Source organism: Acidiphilium sp. JA12-A1, assembly GCF_000724705.2.
In the GTDB taxonomy this organism is placed as follows: Bacteria; Pseudomonadota; Alphaproteobacteria; order Acetobacterales; family Acetobacteraceae; genus Acidiphilium; species Acidiphilium multivorum.
In genome coordinates, this window is sequence record NZ_JFHO01000101.1 from 1 (window position 1) to 17,424 (window position 17,424).

Genomic DNA, 17,424 nt, shown 5'->3' on the forward strand with positions numbered 1-17,424 from the left:
GCGGTCGCCAACGCCCCCGCCGCCACCGGCGGCTTCCTCGGCGCCACGCCGCACGGCCGCAACCCCGGCTCGGTCCGCGCCTTCATCGACTTCCAGAACGACGTCACCGCGAAGGACATCTCGCTCGCCCTGCGCGAGGGCTTCCGCTCGGTCGAGCACGTCAAGCGCTACACCACCAACGGCATGGCGACCGACCAGGGCAAGCTCTCCAACATGAACGCGCTCGGCATCATGTCGGCCGAGCTCGGCCGCCCGATCCCCGAGATCGGCACCACCACCTTCCGCATGCCCTACACGCCGGTCCCCTTCGGCTATTTCGCCGGCTACGCCCGCGGCGCGCTGTTCGAGCCCGAGCGCCACACCCCGATCCACGACTGGGCGGCGGAACAGGGCGCGGTGTTCGAGGATGTCGGCATCTGGAAACGCGCCCGCTATTTCCCGCGCGGCGGCGAGACGATGCGCAGCGCCGTCGCCCGCGAATGCCGCGCCGTGCGCGCGAGCGTCGGCATCTTCGACGCCTCGACCCTCGGCAAGATCGAGGTCGTGGGGCCGGACGCCGCCGAGTTCCTCAACCGGATGTACGTCAACGCCTGGACCAAGCTGAAACCCGGCCGCCTGCGCTACGGCGTGCTGCTGCGCGAGGACGGGTTCGTGATCGACGACGGCGTGATCGGCCGCCTGTCCGACACCCGCTTCCACGTCACCACCACCACCGGCGGCGCCCCGCGCGTGCTCGCCATGATGGAGGACTACCTGCAGACCGAGTTCCCCGAGCTCGATGTCTGGCTCACCTCCACCACCGAGCAATACGCGGTCATCGCCGTCCAGGGCCCCCGCGCGCGCGACGTGATCGCCCCGCTCGTCGAGGGGGCGGACATCTCCGGCGCCGCCATGCCGCACATGAGCATGGTCGAATGCCGCGTCGCCGGCATCCCGGCCCGGCTCTTCCGCGTCAGCTTCACCGGCGAGCTCGGCTTCGAGATCAACGTCCCCGCCGATTACGGCCGCGCCGTCTGGGAGGCGGTGTTCGACGCCGGCCGCCGGCACGACATCACCGCCTACGGCACCGAGACGATGCACGTTCTGCGCGCCGAGAAGGGCTACATCATCGTCGGCCAGGAGACCGACGGCACGGCGACGCCCGACGATGTCGGCCTCGCCTGGGCGATCGGCAAGGCGAAGCCCGATTTCGTCGGCAAGCGCGCGCTCGACCGCGCCGCCTTCGCCGGCCAGACCGGGCGCAAGCAGCTCGTCGGCCTGTTCACCGAGCCCGGCGATATCGTGCTCGAGGAAGGATCCCACCTCGTCGCCGATCCCAGCCGGCCGCCGCCCGCCGAGATCCTCGGCCACGTCACCTCCGCCTACTGGAGCGAGACGCTCGGCCGCTCCATCGCCCTCGCCCTGGTGCGCGGCGGGCGCGACCGCATCGGCGACACGCTGCATGTGAAACTCGCGGACCGCGCGATCCCGGTCCGCCTCACCGATCCGGTATTCTACGACCGTGAAGGAGCCAGGCTCGATGGCTGACGTGATGCAGACCCGCCTCGCCTCCCCGCTCGCCGGCCTCGTCGGCGACCGCCGGGTGCGCGAGATGCCCCGCGCCACGCGCGTCTCGCTGCGCGTCAAGCCGGCCGCCGTCGAGGCCGCCGGCGCGGCGCTGGGGGTCGATCTCGCCCTCGGGATGAACCGCGCCACCGAGTCCGGCGCCCGCACCGCGATCCGCCTCGGACCGGACGAGTTCCTGCTCCTCGCCCCCGTCGCCGACACCTGGGAGGCGTTCGAAGCCGCCCTCGCCGCGGCTCTCACGCCGCGCGACTACGCGCTGGCCGACATTTCCCACCGCCAGCTCGGCGTCTCGATCGAGGGGCCGGACTGCACGGCGATGCTCAACGCCCTCTGCCCGCTCGATCTCGACCTCGCCGCCTTCCCCGTCGGCATGGCCACCCGCACCCTGTTCGGCAAGGCCGACATCGTGCTCTGGCGCACCGCCGAAACCCGCTTCCACATCGAGGTCTGGCGCTCCTTCGCCCCCTATCTCTGGGGCCTTCTCGCCGCCATCGGGCGGGAGTATCCCGACTAGGGCTTCCCCCGGCCGGATCGACCCATCCGGCCGGACCAGGCGGCCAGCCCCATCAAGCAACAGAAGCATCAAAGCATGATCAGCGTCTTCGACCTGTTCAAGATCGGCATCGGCCCGTCCTCGTCGCACACCACCGGACCGATGCGCGCCGCGCACCGCTTCGCCGCGACTCTCGCCGAGGCCGATCTGCTGCCCCGCACCGCGCGCGTCACCGTCACCCTGCTCGGCTCGCTGGCCTGGACCGGCAAGGGTCACGCGACCGACAAGGCGGTGATCCTCGGCCTGTCCGGCGAGGCGCCCGAAACCGTCGACCCCGACCGGGCGGACGCCCTGGTCGCCGCCGTCGCCGCGGCGCGCCGCCTCACCCTCGCCGGCCGGCACGAGATCGGCTTCGACCCGGCGGCGGACCTGGTCTTCGATTTCGAAACCGCCGCCCCCCGCCACCCCAACACGCTGGAACTCACCGCGCACGACGCCGCCGGCACCCTCCTCGCCCGCGAGCGCTGGTGCTCGGTCGGCGGCGGCTTCGTGCTGCGCGAGGACGAACCGGCCGATCTCGGCGCCATCACCGACGACGTGCCCCACCCCTTCGCCACCATGGAAGAGCTGCTGCGCATCGGCGCGGCGACCGGCCTGTCCATCGCCGCGATCGTCCGCGCCAACGAAACCGCGCTGCGCCCGCCGGAGGCGGTCACCGCCCATATCGACCTGGTCATCGACGTGATGATGAGCGCCATCGAGCGCGGCCTCGCCGCCGAGGGCATGCTCCCCGGCAGCCTGCGCGTCACCCGCCGCGCCCGCGCCCTGCGCGCCCGGCTGGAGGCCGATTCCAGCCGCAACGATCTCGCACCCCACGAGCCGATGGACTGGGTCAGCCTGTTCGCGATGGCGGTGAACGAGGAGAACGCCGCCGGCGGGCGCATCGTCACCGCGCCGACCAACGGCGCCGCCGGCGTCATTCCCGCCGTGCTGCGCTACTATCGCGACAGCTGCCCCGGCGCCAGCCGCGCCGGCCTGCACGATTTCATCCTCACCGCCACCGCGATCGGCGGCCTGTTCAAGACCAACGCCTCGATTTCCGGCGCCGAGGTCGGCTGCCAGGGCGAGGTCGGCGTCGCCGCCTCGATGGCCGCCGCCGGCCTCGCCGCCGCCCGCGGCGCGACCAACGCGCAGATCGAGAACGCCGCCGAAATCGCCATGGAACACCATCTCGGCATGACCTGCGATCCGGTCGGCGGCCTGGTGCAGATCCCCTGCATCGAGCGCAACGCCTTCGGCGCGATCAAGGCGATCAGCGCCGCCTCCCTCGCCGCCCGCGGCGACGGCTCGCACCGCGTCTCGCTCGATCAGGTCATCGCCACGATGCGCCAGACCGGCGCCGACATGAACACGAAATACAAGGAAACCTCGCTCGGCGGCCTCGCCGCCAATTTCATCGAGTGCTAGAGCACTTTCCGATCCGGATGGATCGGATGTCGCGCTCTGTCATATCGATGAAACGCGCTTTCCGGTCCGGATGGATCGGATGTCGCGCTCTGCCACATCGATGAAGCGGGCATCATCCCGCAGGATCGGAAGGTGATCCGGGCGTCAGGCCTTGCGGGGCCTGAACCGCGCCACGAACTCGAGGATCGCCGCCGCCGCCTCGTCCGGCGCCGGCCGCAGCATCACCCGCCCGCCGGCATCCCGCGTCTCGCTCACCGCCTGCAGCCGCGCCTCCGCCGAACCGCCGCCGCCGACATCGCCGATCAGCTTCGGCCGCGCCCGGTAGGGCCTGATTTCCGCTCCTTCCGGCAGCGCCGCCGGCAGCGCCGCCGGTCCCGCCACCTCGCTCACCCGTCCCGCCAGCCGCGCGCGATGCACATAGGGCAGCGCCGCCGGCGCCGCCGGATGCACGGTGATCACCGCCGCCCCGCGCACCGTGGCCGCCCGCCGCCCGCCGCGCGGCAGCGCCTGCGTCACCGTCATCTCGCCGCCGGCAATCCCGGCCCCGATCGCATCGGCGACGATCGGCCATCCCAGCGCCCGCGCCAGCCGGTAGGGCAGCAGCCCGCCATCCGCCCCGCCCCGGCCGCGCCGGCCCGCGAGGATCAGGTCCGGCATCCTTCCCTCCAGCGCCGCCACCAGCGCGCCGAGCGGATCGTCCGCCGCTCCGGCCGCAACCAGCGTCAGCCCGTCGATCCCGTGCCCCAGCGCGTCCAGCACCGCCTCGTCGCGCCCGCCGGCATGCAGCCCCTCGACCGCGCCGCCCGCCCCGGCGATCTGCCGCGCCAGCGCGATCGCCTGCAATTCCGCCAGCACCGGGCAGGGCGCGCCCGTCGCCGGATGCCGCCCGGCGGACAGCAGCACGACGATTCTCATGCCTCGGCTCCCAGAAGCGCGAGCAGCGCCGGCAGCACCGCCTGCGCATCCGCGACCACCGCCAGGTCCGCCCGCGCGATCATCGCCGCGTGCAGGTCGGTATTCACCGCGACCACATGCTCCACCGTGCCGATCCCCTGCAGATGCTGCGGCGCGCCCGAAATCCCGAACGCCACGTAGCAGTCGGCGTTGAGCACGGTGCCCGACGCGCCGACCTGCATCGCTCGCGGCAACGCGCCGGCGTCGCACACCACCCGGCTCGCCCCCGGCGTCGCCCCGAGCGCGCGCGCGAGATCGCGAAACCCCGCGAAATCCGTCACCCCGTTTCCCGCCGCGATCACGAATCCCGCCTCGTCCAGCCGCACATTCGCCGCCTCCACCGGCAGCGGCGACAGCCGCACCGCCAGCGCCGCATCCCTCGCCGGATCGGCCGGCGGATCGACCGGCTCGGCCGCATGCGCCGCCCCGCGCCAGGGCGCGATGCGGTCGGCCGCGATGCTCAGCAGGCGCGGCGGCGCCGCCCGCCATTCCGCCCGCCCCGCGGCAGCCGGGCGGATCGCCTGCCGCGCCGACAGGCTCTCGACCGCATCGAACAGCGCCTCGTCGCAGAGTGCCGCCACCCGCCGCGCCAGATCCCCGCCATCCGCGCTCTCGGCGAACACCACATGGCGCGGCCGATGCGCGCCGATCGCGGCGGCGACCGATGCCGCCAGCGCCGCCGGATCGTCCCGCGCCGGCAGCACCATCACCCGGTCCGCCCCCGCCGCACCGGCGTCCTCCGGCAGGCCCGGCGCCAGCAGCAGCACCGCCGCCGTCCCGCCGCCATCGAGCAGCCGCGCCGCCCCCAGCACCTGCCGGTCATGGCGCGACAGCACGCCGCCCGCCATCTCCACCACGGCGAACACCAGATAGGCCGGGTCCGCGATCGTCACGACCGGCGCCGCCGCCGGCGCCACCGTGGCGCCCTGCGCGACCGCCCCGCCGCGATGCGTCCGGTCGATCCGCCGGCGCGGCGCCTCGGCCACCACCACCGCCGCGCGCTCGGCCCGGGGATCGCGCCGCTTCGCGCTCACGCCCGCGCCTCCGCCGGCACCGTGGCCATCGCCGCGTGCACCAGCTCGGCAATGTCGCGCACCTCGGGCCGCGCGCCTGTCACCCCCTCCAGCATCGCGGTGCAGCCCGGGCACGCCACGGCGACGATATCCGCTCCCGTCTCCCGCGCCTGCGCCATCCGCAGATCGGGAATCCGCCGCTCGCCCGCGATGTCCGAAACCGGCGCGCCGCCCCCGCCGCCGCAGCAGAACGAGGCCGCGCCATGGCGCTCCATCTCGCTCACCGCCAGGCCGATCCGCCCCAGCACCCGCCGCGGCGCGTCATACTCGCCGTTATAACGGCCGAGATAGCACGGGTCGTGATAGGTCACCGTCCCGCCGGATGCCGCCTCCGGCCGGATCGCGCCAGTGCCGATCAGCTCGTCGATCAGCGCCGTATGGTGCTGCACCGTATAGTGCCCGCCGAACGCCGGATATTCCTGCCGCAGCACATGCAGCGCGTGCGGATCGGCGGTGACGATCCGCCCGAACCGCCTTGCCGCCAGCGCCGCCACATTGGCGCGCGCGAGGCGCTCGAACCCCGCCTCGTCGCCGAGCCGCCGGGCGAGGTCGCCGCAATCGCGCTCGGCCTCCCCCAGCACCGCGAAATCCAGCCCCGCCGCCCGCATGATCGCCACCAGCGCCCGCAGCGTCCGCCCATAGCGCGCGTCGAACGCCCCGTCGCCGAGCCAGAGCAGGATGTCGGCGCTCTCGCCCTCGCCCAGCACGCGCAGCCCGCCGGCGGCGAAATCGAGCCGCCGCCCAGGCTCGAACCCGCCCGGATTGAACGCGTAGCGCAGCTCCGAAAGCACCTGGTCCGCCTTGCCCGGCGCCGCGCCGGCGTCCAGCGTCAGATGCCGCCGCAGATCGACCACCGCATCCACATGCTCGATCATCATCGGGCAGGCGGATACGCAGGCCCGGCAGGTCGTGCAGGCGAACAGCGTCTCCGCGTGCAGCCGCCCGAGCACCGGGCCCGGCGACGAAATGCCCGGATGCGGCGAGCCGGCATAGGCCGGCGCCTCCGGATGCAGCGCCGTCGCCAGGTCCTGGATCAGCGCCTTCGGGTTCAGCTTCTGCCCGGCGGCGAAGGCCGGGCACGCCTCCTCGCACCGCCCGCACTGGATGCAGGCATCGAACCCCGCCAGCCGGTTCCAGGCGAAATCGCCGATCGCCGCCACGCCGAATTTTTGCGCCGGCAACAGCCCGCTCGCCGCCGCCCCCGCGAAACGCTCCGGCCGCGGATGCGCCGCGAGATGCACCGCCCCGGCCAGCGCGTGCCGCATCGGCCCGGTCGCAATCCCCGCCACCAGCCGCGCCCCGCCCCAGGCGGCAAGCCCGATCCCGGCCAGCGCCGGCAGCCACAACCCGAGCAGGATGCCGAGCGAGGCCAGGAACCCGCCCGCCGCATAGGCGGCCAGATCCCGCGCCAGCCCCTGGAACGCCCCGCCGGAAAGCGACGCCGGCCGCGCCGGCTGCCGCCTCTGCGCCACCAGCCGCGCGCCGAAAATCGCGAAGCCGAAGCCGAGCGCGGCCAGCAGCCAAAGCATTTCCGCGCCACGCAGCGCCGGGATGATGCCCAGCAGCACCAGAGCGGTGCCGCCGAGCAAGCCCCCGGCGATCGCCTGGTGCATCCGCGCCGCCGCCGCCCGCCGCGCCACCACGCCATGCACATCCACGAGATAGCGCCGCGGCAGCGCCGCCAGCCCGCGCGCCCAGTCCACCGGCGCCGCCCCGCCCCGCCGCCACGATGCGGCGAGACGCAGCCCCTGCGCGACCACCCCGGCCAGCAGCAGCCAGGCCAGCAGGACGAACAGGCCCGCCATCAGAAATCCTTGCAGAGGCGCAGCGCGTCGTAGATCGCGGCGTGGATGTTGCGCCCCGCCGCCGCATCGCCGATGCGATACAGCGCGTATCCGTCCTCCGGCCAGGGCTGCGCCCGCCCCGCCACCAGCGCGCCGGCATCGATCCGCCCCCGGTTGACCGACCCCGCCTTCAGCGGATCATAAAGCGCGTCATCCGGCAGCGTGCCGAAATCGACGACGACATGATCCACCACCCGCTCCTCCTCGGCGAGATCCATCGTGTTGCGCAGCACCGCGACCAGCCGGTTCTCCTCCCGCCGCACCGCGAGCAGGTCGAGATTCGGCGTCATGATCACGTCATGGCGGTAGAGTTCGCGCAGATGGATCGGCTGGTTGGTGGTGCCGACCTCCTCGGCCGCCATCCGGTCGCCGGTCGCGAGTTCCACCAGCGCGCCGCGCTTCGCCAGGAACTCGGCGCAGGAGGCGGCGTTGTGCTGCCCCATCCCGTCATAGAGCAGCACCGAACCGCTGAGCGCGATCCCGTCGCGCAGGATCGCGGCGGTCGTCGTCACCAGTTCCGCCCCCTCCATGAAGCCCGGATTGGGCACGCCGCCGGTCGCGAGAATCACGATGTCCGGCCGTTCCGCCAGCACCATCGCCGCATCCGCCGCGACACCGAGCCGCAGATCCACGCCGAGCCTGCGCACCTGCGCGCCGAGCCAGCGCGGAATCCCCGACAGCGCCTCCCGCCATCCCGCCTTCGCCGCGATGTTGATCTGCCCGCCGAGCGCCGTCTCCCGCTCGAACAGCACCACCTCGTGGCCGCGCTCGGCACTCACCCGCGCCGCCTCCAGCCCGCCCGGCCCGCCGCCGACGACAACCACCCGCCGCCGCCGCGCCGCCTTGCCGATCACGTGCGGCATCGTCGCCTCGCGCCCGGTCGCGGCGTTCTGGATGCACAGCGCATCCGCCCCGGTATAGATCCGGTCGATGCAGTATCCGGCGCCGACGCACTGGCGGATATCGTCCTCCCGCCCGTCCTGCAGCTTGCGCGCGAGATGCGGGTCGGCGATGTGCGCCCGCGTCATCGCGATCATGTCGACATGCCCCTCCGCCACCGCGCGCGCGGCGGTGGCAAGGTCGGTGACCCGCTGCGCGTGGAACACCGGCACCTCCACCTCGCGGCGGATCGCGCTGGCCAGCGGCAGGAAGGGCGCGACCGGAAACGACATGTTCGGCAGCGACACCGCATGCGCCAGATGGTCCCGCGCCTGCCCGCCGAGCACGTTGATGAAATCGACCAGCCCGCGCCGCGCATGCGCCTCGGCGATGGCCACGCAATCCTCGTGGCTCAGCCCCTCGGCCAGCATCTCGTCGCCCGACATGCGGATGCCGATCAGGAAATCATCCCCCGCCGCCGCCCGCATCGCCTCGAGAATCTCGAAGCCGAACCGCATCCGGTTCTCCAGCGACCCGCCATAACCATCGCCGCGATGATTGACCGAGGGCGACCAGAACTGGTCGACCAGGTGCCCGTGCGCCGCCGAGAGCTCGCAGCCATCGAGCCCGCCCTCGCGCGCCCGCCGCGCCGCCGCCGCGAAATCGGCGACCACCCGGTCGATATCCTCCTGCTCCATCTCCCGCGGGATCGACCGGCTCGCCGGCTCCCGCCGCGGCGAGGCGGAAAGCGTCGGCAGCCAGTTCTCGGTATCCCACCGGGTCCGCCGCCCCATATGCGTAAGCTGGATCATCAGCGCCGCGCCATGCGCGTGCACGCGTTCGGAAAATTGTTGAAAATACGGAATGACACTGTCATCCGCGACCGATATCTGGTTCCACGGCGCCGCCGGGCTGTCGAGCGAGACGGAGGACGATCCGCCGAACATCGTCAGCCCGATGCCGCCCTTCGCCTTTTCCGCGTGGTAGAGCTGGTAGCGCTCCTGCGGCTTGCCGTCGCGGCCGTAGCCCGGCGCGTGGCTCGTGCTCATGATCCGGTTGCGGAACGTCGTCCGGCGGATCGTCAGCGGGCGGAACAGCGCCTCGGCATGGGCGATCATGCAATGCCTCCCGGCCGCCGCTCGGCGCGCGGCGGATGTCCGAAATAATCGTGATAGGCGCTGGCGAAATGCGTGCTGGAGCCGAACCCGCAGGCCATCGCCACATCGGTCACCGGCACCCGCAGCGATTGCAGCATCCCTTGCGCCCGCTTCAGCCGCCGCGCCCGGATGAACGCCGCCGGGCTCTCGCCGACATGGGCGCGGAACAGCCGCTGCAACTGCCGCAGCGAAATGCCGAGTTCGCCGGCGATCTCGCCGAGAATCTGCTTTTCCCCAAGCCGCGCCTCGATCATCACCATCGCCCGCGCCAGCATCGGCTGCCCGGCATGGCCGCGGTCGTCCTTGTCGAGCGGCTGGCGCTCGGCACTCGGGCGGATCCGGTCGAGCACGAAAATCGCCCGCACATGCTCGGCCACGTTGCGGCCGAGCCGCGCCTCGATCAGCGCCAGCATCATGTCGAGCGGCCCGGTGCCGCCGGTGCAGGTCAGCCGGTTGCGGTCGAGCACGAACAGCTCGTTGACCAGTTCGATCTCCGGAAACTCGGCGCGCATCGCCGGCATGTCCTCCCAGTGGACGGCGCAGCGATACTCGTCGAGCAGCCCGGCGGCGGCGAGCGCGAAGGTGCCGGTGCAGAGCGCGCCGAGCGGCGTGCCCGCCCGCGCCGCGCGGCGCAGCGCCGCGAGCACCGGCCGCCCCACGGCCGAGCGCACGTCGAGCCCGCCGCAGACGAACAGGATATCCGGCGCCGGCCCTGACTCCGGCGCCGTCACCGCGCCGAGGCTCAGCCCGTTGCTCGCCGTCACCGGCGTCTCGCCCACCGCGTGCAGGCTCCACCGATACACCGCCCGCCCGGCGCAGCGATTGGCCATCCGCAGCGCCTCGATCGCATTGGCCACCGCGATCATCGAATAGTTCGGCAGCAGCAGGAAGCCGAAATGCGACAGCGCGGCGGGGTTCAGCGGCCGCGGCATCAGCGTTCGATCACGAGATCGGTCAGCGGCGTCGAGCAGCAGATCAGGATCATGTCCTGGTCGATCTCGCGCTGGCGGATGCCGCCCTGGTGCTTCATGTCCACCCGTCCCGAGACGAGCTTGCTCTTGCAGGTGCCGCACACGCCCTTGGTGCAGGACGAGGGCAGCCGCATGCCCGCCTCGCGCGCGGCGGCGAGGATATGCTGCCCCGGCGCCACCCCGATCGTCCGGCCGGACTTGCTGAACGTCACCTCGAAGGTTTCCGCCCCCTGCGCGGCCAGCACCTCCTCGACCGGCGGCGGCACGCCGAAATCGAAGCTCTCCTCGTAGTAATACCGCATGTCGTAGCCGAGGCCGACGAGCCCGTCGCGCACCACCTGCATGTAGACCGGCGGCCCGCAGTTGAAGATCCAGCGCTCGGCGAAATCCGGCGCCAGCAGCGAGAGCAGCTGCGGCGTCACCCGCCCGCGCGGCCCGCCCCAGCGCCCGCCGGCGCCATCCGCCTCGCACACCGGAATCACCCGCAGGTTCGGCATCTGCCGCGCCATCACCGCGAGCTCGTCGCGGAAGATGATGTCCTCCGGCGTCCGCGCGAAATGGATGAACACGATGTCCGCATCAGGTGCGAGGTCCTGATGCGCCCGCGTCATCGACATCAGCGGCGTGATTCCCGAACCGCCCGAGAGGAACAGGTATTTTTCTCCCGGCGTCGCCACGAAGCTGAAATCCCCGAGCGGCCCGATCGCGCGGATCTCCATCCCCGGCCGCAGATTGTCGTGCAGCCAGGGCGAAACCGCGCCGCCCGGCTTGCGCTTCACCGTGATCGAGATCTGGTCCGGCCGCGTCGGGCTGGAGGCGATCGTGTAGCAGCGCTGCACGATCTCCCCGCCCACCGGCACGTCGAACACGAGGAACTGGCCCGGCCAGTAGCTGAAGCGCGACGGCGTGCGGCTGACGAAGGTGAAGGTCCGCACGTCGTGCGTCTCCAGCCGCGCATCGACGCAGACCAGCACGTCGTCGACCTCAGGGTCCCAGACGGACAGGCTGCCGTCGCGCGCGGCACGGCAGCGCTCGGCCGGCGTCATGTTCATCGCGCCGGCTCGATCCCGAGATGCGCCGCCATGCGGCGGACATACCAGTTGGCGAAAGCCTCGACCTGGCCTTCGGTTTCCGCCGAATACGGCCCCGGCACATAGCCGGCGCCCGACGCCCCCGCCTGCGCGAGGCCGACCAGCGCGCCATCCTGCAGATTGGTCTCGCGCCACACCCGGATCAGGTTCTCGAGGTCGTAATCCACGCCCTGGATCGCGTCGCGATGCACCAGCCACTTGGTGCGCAGCAGCGTGCGGTCCGGCGAGAGCGGCAGCACCGAGAAGGTCACGATGTGGTCGCTCATGAAATGGTGCCAGGAATTCGGCTGGGTATGGAACGAGAGATCGCCGAGCCGCTTCTCCTTGGCCTGGCCGAGCAGGCGCCGGCTCGCCACCTTGGTGTCCAGCGTCTGCGATTCGCCATCGCGGTCCATCGGCATCCGGCCGATCCGGAATCCCGAGACCATGTCGTCGAGATGGCCGATCTCCTCGGAGGGAAACCCGCTCGCCGCCCAGGCGCTGCACGACTGCGCGACCATGTCGTCATAGTTCCGCCGCAGCGCCGCGCGCGCCGGGTCGTCCTCGCGCGCATCGAAGCCGAAGCCGAACTCGAAGATCGAGGTGGTCAGCTCCGGATGGTTCAGCGCGCAGTGATAGCACTCGCGGTTGTTCTCCATCGTCAGCTTCCAGTTGCCCTCCTCGATCAGGTCGATCTGCTGGGCCACCTTGCAGTTGGCGATCTCGTGCGGCGCTATATATGGCCCGACGATCCGCGCCATCTCGTCGAAATCCGCCGGCGGCTCCTCGGCGAGGCAGACGAACAGCAGCCCCTCCAGCGAGCGGAGATGGATTTTCTTCAGCCCGTGGCAGGAATGATCGAAATCCTCGCCCATGTGCTCGGCATGCACGAGCGCGCCGTCCAGCCCGTAGGTCCAGGCGTGATACGGGCAGACCAGCCGCCCCACCGTCGCCTTCTCGGTCGAGACCAGCCGTGCCGCGCGATGCCGGCAGACATTGTGCATGGCGTGGATCGCGCCGTCGTCGTCGCGGCAGATCAGGATGTCGTTGTCGCCGATCTTCAGCGTCATCACGTCGCCCGGCTCGGGAACATCCGGCTCCACGCCGACGAAAATCCAGTGCCGGTTGAAGATGTACTCGAGATCGGCGCGGAAGACGTCCGGATCGGTATAGAAATCCCGCTCCAGCATGTAGCCGCGGCGGCGCCGGGCCACGAGGTCACGAAGTGCAGGGGAAGCGACATCCGCCATGGCGTTCACTTTCAAAAAGGGTCAGAACCCGGCGACGGAATGTGACGGTTCGGTGTATCAGCGTCTTTCGTTTTTGCGACATCGCGCCAGAACGATTTCGCAGCCCCCTCGCATGGCGGCCATGCGCTGCTCACATGCGCGGATCAGAACGGACGCGGCCCCGCATGCATCGCGACCGCCTCGGCGCCGCCGCCGTCGCGCCCGGCCATGCCCGGCCGCATCTGCGAGGGCGACAGCCCGTGCAGCGCCTTGAACTGGCGGGAGAAATGCGCGCAGTCCGAGAAGCCGGCCTCCAGCGCGATATCCGTGACCGAGCGGCCCGTCGTCTCCAGCAGCCAGCGCGCGTAACGCAGCCGCAGCGTCCGGTAGAGCAGCGAGGGCCGCTGCCCGAGCGCCGATTCGAAGCGCCGCTCCAGCTGCCGCGTCGACAGGTCGAGCCGCCGCGCGATGGTCGCGATCGGCACCGGGTCGGAGAGGTTCTGCTCCATCATCAGCAGCGCGCGCCGCACCTGCTCGTCGGCCACCTCGTGCGCCACCGGCGGGTGCGGCTGCACCGCCCCCTCGCCGCGCGTGCGCGTCAGCTGCAGCACCTGGTGCGGCTTCTGCGCGAGCCGGCTGCCGAGATGCCGCTCGATCAGCAGCGCCGCGAGATCCGCCGCCCCGGCCCCGCCGGCGCAGGTGATCCGGTCGCCGTCGATCTCGAACAGCCGGTCGCCGGTCACCTCGTGGTCGGGGAAGGCCGCGCGGAAATCCTGGTAGTGCAGCCAGCTCACGCAGACCCGCCGCCCCTGCATCAGCCCCGCCTGGCAGAGCAGGAAACTGCCGTTGCAGATGCCGACCAGCTTCACCCCCGCCGCGGCGGCGCGCTTGAGATAGGCGCAGAGCGGTGCCGCGTTCTGGTTCAGCCCGGCCAGCAGCCCGCCGATCACGACGACGTAGTCGAACCCGGCCGGGTCGAGGAAGGTCGCGCCCGGCAGCACCTGCACCCCGCAGCTCGCGCGGATCGGCGCGGCGCTGTCGGACATGATCGTCCAGCGGCAATGGATCGGGCGCGAGAAATCCGATTCGTCGGCGGCGAGCCGCAGCGTGTCGACGAACATCGACAGCGCCGAGAGGGTGAAGTCATGGGCGAGCAGGATGCCGACCGAAAGCGGTCGCCGCTCCTCGCCCCTTTGTGCGTTCGCTGCCCTTCCGTTCATGGCCCTGCTCCACGATCTCGCCGCATACGAGCCATGCGGCGGAACCGCATATCACCACACTCGCGCGGATCGCGATACGGAAATCATGCATCCCGCATCGCGCCGCCGCGCGCCGGCGGGTCAGTCTCCCGCCGGCCGGGGAAACCGCGCCCGCTTCTCGAGGTCGCCGAGCCGCATGTGGTTGCGCATGTACTGTTCCGAGGCATCGACGAAGGGCTGGAAATCCCACGACTTCCGCCGCCCCTGCCGCAGCGCCGCGTCGATGAAGCGCCGCCGCGCCTGGCTCGCCAGCACCGCGCGATGCACCGCGTCGAGGTCCCAGCGCGCCGCCACCTCGGCGCGGAACGCGGCCACCAGCGCCGCGTGCTCCGGCGCCGCCGCGAGGTTCGCCCGCTCGTCCGGATCGGCCTCGAGGTCGAAGAGCTGGTCCGGATCGGCCGGGCAATGGATGAACTTGTGCCGCCCGCGCCGGATCATCACGATCGGCGCGATCGCCCCCTCGGCGAGATATTCGCCGAACGCGCCGTCATGCCCGCCGCGCCCTTCGAGATGGCCGAGCAGCGAGGTGCCGTCGCAGGCGAGCTCCGCCGGCACCCTCCCGCCGCCGAGCCCGACCAGCGTCGGCAGCATGTCGACCGAGGACACCGCCGCCCCCACCCGCGCCGGCGCGAACCGCCCCGGCGCATGCACGATCAGCGGAATCCGGCACGCGTCCTCGAAGAAGCTCATCTTGTACCAGAGCCCGTGCTCGCCGAGCAGCTCGCCGTGATCGGCGGTCATCACCGTCACCGTCCGCGCCGCGAGCCCGCACGCCTCGACCGTCTCGCGCAGCCGGCCGAGCTGGCGGTCGACGAAGGAGATCGCCGCGTAATAGGCGTGCCGCGCGTTGCGCACCTGCGCCTCGGTCACCGGCTCGTTGTCCATGTTCGACACGTGGCGCAGCCGCAGCGAATGCGGGTCCATCGAAGCCGGCGCCGTCCGCACCCGCGGCATGTCGATCGCGTCGTGGTCGTAGAGGTTCCAGTATTCCTCCGTCATCGCGAAGGGATCGTGCGGATGCGTCAGCGACACCACCATGCAGAACGGCCGCCCGTCGTCATCGCGCGCGAGGTCGAACAGCTTCTGCCGCGCCGCGAACACCACCTCGTCGTCATAGTCCATCTGGTTGGTCCGCACGCACAGCCCCGCCTCGCGCACCGAGCTCATATCGTGGTACCAGCTCGGCCGTGTCGCGAAATCGGTCCAGTCCGGCGTCCAGCCGAAATCGGCCGGGTAGATGTCGGTGGTCAGCCGCTCCTCGAATCCGTGCATCTGGTCCGGCCCGCAGAAATGCATCTTGCCGGACAGGATCGTGCGGTATCCGGCGGCGCGCATGTGGTGCGCGAAGCTCGGCAGCATCGCCGGAAACTCGGCCGCGTTGTCGAAGGCGCCGATCGCCGAGGGCAGCTGCCCGCTCATGAACACGTAGCGCGAGGGGCCGCAGAGCGGGCTGTTGCAATAGGCGTTGTCGAACACCACCCCGCCGGCGGCGAGCGCGTCGATATTGGGCGTCAGCGCGACCTGGTTGCCATAGGCCGGCAGCGCCCGCGCGCCGAGCTGGTCGGCCATCACGATCAGGATATTGGGCCGCCCGTCCGCCGCCTTGTCTGCTCCGTTGCCATCAGTCCCAGGCATCATCTCTCGCCATCTCCCCTTGCGTCCAATATCGATCCGGCGGCACGCTGCCTTGAAACCGGGCCCGCTTGAAGACCGAATCGATGAATGGAACCCATCAGCATGGCTAATGGCAACTGGCGCGCCGCGCTGCCCGCCCTCGCGGTGTTCGAGGCGGCGGCCCGGCATCTCAATTTCAGCCGCGCCGCCTGCGAGCTCGGCGCCACCCAGCCCGCGGTCAGCCACCAGGTCGGCTGGCTCGAGGCGCATCTCGGCTGCCGCCTGTTCCACCGCCGCCATCGCGGCGTCAGCCTGACGCCGGAGGGGCAGATCCTGTTCGAGGCGGCGGCGGCCACGCGCGCCGCGGTCGAGCGCGCGCGGGACGACATCCGCGCCCTGTCCGGCCAGCGCCCGCTGACCGTCGCCACCGATTACGGCTTCGCCGGCGACTGGCTGATCCCCCGCCTCGGCGCCTTCGCCGCCGCCGCCCCGGCGACCGAGCTGCGCATCGTCGCCTCGCAATTCCTCGCCGACCCGCTGGCCGACCCCGCCGATGTCGCGATCCTGATGGGAACCGGCGCCTGGCCGGGCCGGGCCGCGCACCTGCTGTTCCGCGAAACCGTCTCGGCGGTGGCGAGCCCCGCCCTGCTGCGCGCCCCCGCCGGCCCGGCGGACCTCGCCCGGATGCGCCTGCTGCATCTCGAACCCCGCCACCCGGCGCCCTGGCTCACCTGGCGCGGCTGGTTCGCCGCCCACGGCATCGACCGCCCGCCCCGCCCGGGCGACGCCACGTTCGACACCTATTCCCTGGTCCAGCAGGCGGCGATCGCCGGCCAGGGCATCGCCCTCGGCTGGCACCCGCTGATCGCCGGCGCGCTGGAAACCGGCCGCCTCGCCTGCGCCGCCGCCCCGCCGGTCACCACCGGCCTCGGCTATTACCTTTTGGAAAACCCGGCCCGCCGCCCGCCCGGCCTCGCCGCCTTCCGCGACTGGCTGCTCGCCGCCTGCCGCGACTCCGAAGCGGCCGGCCTCAGCCCGCCACCGCCATCGCGATGTAGTTGATCCGCGTATCCCGGGCGATGCGGAATCCGCCCGCCAGCGGCGCCGGCACCATCCCCGCCGTCGCCGCCAGCCGCAGCCCGGCGGCGCGGCACATCGCGGCCAGCTCTCCCGGCGTGACGAATTTCCGCCAGTCATGCGTGCCGGGCGGTGCCAGACCCAGCACGTACTCCGCCGCGTATTTTGCAAAAACAATCGATTGCGGCGTTCTGTTCAGTGTTGAGATGAACAGTAACCCGCCCGGCTTCAGCAGCCCCGCCAGCGTGTCGAGAAACCCCTGCGGGTCCGGCACGTGCTCGATCACCTCCAGCGCCGTCACCACGTCGAACCGCGCGCCGGCTTCGGCCAGCGCGTCCGCCGTGGTCGCGCGGTAGTCGATCCCGAGTCCCTGCGCCTCGGCATGCGCCCGCGCCGCGGCGATCGCCTCGCCCGCGGCGTCGATCGCCGTCACCCTGCATCCGGCGCGGGTCAGGCTTTCGGCCAGCAGCCCCGCGCCGCAGCCGACATCGAGCACCGCCACCCCCGCCGCGCCGCCGCGCGCCGCGGCGACATGGTCGAGGATCCACCGGCTGCGCGCCGGATTCATCGCGTGCAGCGCGCGCATCGGCCCGTGCCGGTCCCACCAGCGCGCCGCCAGCGCGTCGAATTTCCGCACCTCCGCCGCGTCCGCCCGTCCGGCGCCCTGCCCGTCATCCATGCTCACGTCCTCTTCCGCCCGCATTGCCCTTCTCCCTGCCGCTCGCTATGTGAGCCTGCCGGGAGATGGCAGCAAGCGCCGCTCCCGCGTCG

General features: G+C 71.8%; 14 protein-coding genes. 4 read left to right on the forward strand and 10 right to left on the reverse strand.

Annotated elements, in window-relative coordinates; all coding sequences use genetic code 11:
- The 3 genes from RT91_RS16685 to RT91_RS16695 all read left to right on the forward strand — a co-directional run.
- A partial coding sequence (locus RT91_RS16685) for a glycine cleavage T C-terminal barrel domain-containing protein (protein ID WP_035188587.1) occupies positions 1 to 1,527 on the forward strand: 1,527 nt, incomplete at its 5' end.
- Positions 1,520 to 2,080, forward strand: a complete 561-nt coding sequence (locus RT91_RS16690) for a sarcosine oxidase subunit gamma (RefSeq protein ID WP_013639676.1) — start codon at positions 1,520 to 1,522, stop codon at positions 2,078 to 2,080. The genes RT91_RS16685 and RT91_RS16690, both read left to right, overlap by 8 nt.
- Before the next feature lie 75 nt (positions 2,081 to 2,155).
- Positions 2,156 to 3,526 (forward strand): L-serine ammonia-lyase, encoded by a 1,371-nt coding sequence (locus RT91_RS16695; protein ID WP_007421934.1) that lies wholly within the window; start codon positions 2,156 to 2,158, stop codon positions 3,524 to 3,526.
- A gap of 144 nt (positions 3,527 to 3,670) precedes the next feature.
- Here RT91_RS16695 and RT91_RS16700 read toward each other — a convergent pair whose 3' ends face one another.
- The 9 genes from RT91_RS16700 to betC all read right to left on the reverse strand — a co-directional run bounded on the left by RT91_RS16700 (position 3,671) and on the right by betC (position 15,600).
- Positions 3,671 to 4,441, reverse strand: a complete 771-nt coding sequence (locus RT91_RS16700) for an electron transfer flavoprotein subunit beta (RefSeq protein WP_035188589.1) — start codon at positions 4,439 to 4,441, stop codon at positions 3,671 to 3,673.
- Positions 4,438 to 5,514, reverse strand: coding sequence for an electron transfer flavoprotein subunit alpha/FixB family protein (locus RT91_RS16705; RefSeq protein WP_035188591.1), 1,077 nt, complete (start codon positions 5,512 to 5,514; stop codon positions 4,438 to 4,440). Before RT91_RS16705 ends, RT91_RS16700 begins: the two co-directional genes overlap by 4 nt.
- Positions 5,511 to 7,358 carry a (Fe-S)-binding protein gene (locus RT91_RS16710; RefSeq protein WP_035188593.1) on the reverse strand — a complete coding sequence of 616 codons (1,848 nt, stop codon included), beginning with the start codon at positions 7,356 to 7,358 and terminating at the stop codon, positions 5,511 to 5,513. Before RT91_RS16710 ends, RT91_RS16705 begins: the two co-directional genes overlap by 4 nt.
- Positions 7,358 to 9,394: an NADH:flavin oxidoreductase gene (locus tag RT91_RS16715; RefSeq protein ID WP_011941918.1), complete on the reverse strand. Its 2,037-nt coding sequence runs from the start codon at positions 9,392 to 9,394 to the stop codon at positions 7,358 to 7,360. Before RT91_RS16715 ends, RT91_RS16710 begins: the two co-directional genes overlap by 1 nt.
- Positions 9,391 to 10,365: a GlxA family transcriptional regulator gene (locus RT91_RS16720; RefSeq protein ID WP_011941919.1), complete on the reverse strand. Its 975-nt coding sequence runs from the start codon at positions 10,363 to 10,365 to the stop codon at positions 9,391 to 9,393. The genes RT91_RS16715 and RT91_RS16720 overlap by 4 nt, the downstream gene beginning before the upstream one ends.
- On the reverse strand, positions 10,365 to 11,456 hold the full coding sequence (locus RT91_RS16725) for a hybrid-cluster NAD(P)-dependent oxidoreductase (RefSeq protein WP_007422824.1): 1,092 nt from the start codon (positions 11,454 to 11,456) through the stop codon (positions 10,365 to 10,367). Before RT91_RS16725 ends, RT91_RS16720 begins: the two co-directional genes overlap by 1 nt.
- Entirely contained in the window at positions 11,453 to 12,724 is a 1,272-nt protein-coding gene (locus RT91_RS16730; protein ID WP_011941920.1) for an SRPBCC family protein, read from the reverse strand. The genes RT91_RS16725 and RT91_RS16730 overlap by 4 nt, the downstream gene beginning before the upstream one ends.
- A gap of 143 nt (positions 12,725 to 12,867) precedes the next feature.
- Complete coding sequence (locus RT91_RS16735; protein WP_007422822.1) at positions 12,868 to 13,923, reverse strand: GlxA family transcriptional regulator; 1,056 nt, start codon at positions 13,921 to 13,923, stop codon at positions 12,868 to 12,870.
- 120 nt (positions 13,924 to 14,043) lie between these two features.
- Positions 14,044 to 15,600 carry a choline-sulfatase gene (gene betC / locus RT91_RS16740; protein ID WP_035188596.1) on the reverse strand — a complete coding sequence of 519 codons (1,557 nt, stop codon included), beginning with the start codon at positions 15,598 to 15,600 and terminating at the stop codon, positions 14,044 to 14,046.
- 84 nt (positions 15,601 to 15,684) lie between these two features.
- Between betC and RT91_RS16745 the strand changes: the two genes are divergently transcribed.
- Positions 15,685 to 16,638 (forward strand): LysR substrate-binding domain-containing protein, encoded by a 954-nt coding sequence (locus tag RT91_RS16745; RefSeq protein ID WP_035188598.1) that lies wholly within the window; start codon positions 15,685 to 15,687, stop codon positions 16,636 to 16,638.
- Here RT91_RS16745 and ubiG read toward each other — a convergent pair.
- Positions 16,607 to 17,356 (reverse strand): bifunctional 2-polyprenyl-6-hydroxyphenol methylase/3-demethylubiquinol 3-O-methyltransferase UbiG, encoded by a 750-nt coding sequence (gene ubiG, locus RT91_RS16750; RefSeq protein ID WP_007422819.1) that lies wholly within the window; start codon positions 17,354 to 17,356, stop codon positions 16,607 to 16,609. The genes RT91_RS16745 and ubiG overlap by 32 nt on opposite strands.
- Positions 17,357 to 17,424: the final 68 nt, after the last annotated feature.

Coding starts and splice junctions, on each gene's coding strand:
- RT91_RS16690 (WP_013639676.1), top strand. CDS start 1,520: ATGGCTGACGTGATGCAGACCCGCCTCGCCTCCCCGCTCGCCGGCCTC.
- RT91_RS16695 (WP_007421934.1), top strand. CDS start 2,156: ATGATCAGCGTCTTCGACCTGTTCAAGATCGGCATCGGCCCGTCCTCG.
- RT91_RS16700 (WP_035188589.1), bottom strand. CDS start 4,441: ATGAGAATCGTCGTGCTGCTGTCCGCCGGGCGGCATCCGGCGACGGGC.
- RT91_RS16710 (WP_035188593.1), bottom strand. CDS start 7,358: ATGGCGGGCCTGTTCGTCCTGCTGGCCTGGCTGCTGCTGGCCGGGGTG.
- RT91_RS16715 (WP_011941918.1), bottom strand. CDS start 9,394: ATGATCGCCCATGCCGAGGCGCTGTTCCGCCCGCTGACGATCCGCCGG.
- RT91_RS16720 (WP_011941919.1), bottom strand. CDS start 10,365: ATGCCGCGGCCGCTGAACCCCGCCGCGCTGTCGCATTTCGGCTTCCTG.
- RT91_RS16725 (WP_007422824.1), bottom strand. CDS start 11,456: ATGAACATGACGCCGGCCGAGCGCTGCCGTGCCGCGCGCGACGGCAGC.
- RT91_RS16730 (WP_011941920.1), bottom strand. CDS start 12,724: ATGGCGGATGTCGCTTCCCCTGCACTTCGTGACCTCGTGGCCCGGCGC.
- RT91_RS16735 (WP_007422822.1), bottom strand. CDS start 13,923: ATGAACGGAAGGGCAGCGAACGCACAAAGGGGCGAGGAGCGGCGACCG.
- betC (WP_035188596.1), bottom strand. CDS start 15,600: ATGATGCCTGGGACTGATGGCAACGGAGCAGACAAGGCGGCGGACGGG.
- RT91_RS16745 (WP_035188598.1), top strand. CDS start 15,685: ATGGAACCCATCAGCATGGCTAATGGCAACTGGCGCGCCGCGCTGCCC.
- ubiG (WP_007422819.1), bottom strand. CDS start 17,356: ATGCGGGCGGAAGAGGACGTGAGCATGGATGACGGGCAGGGCGCCGGA.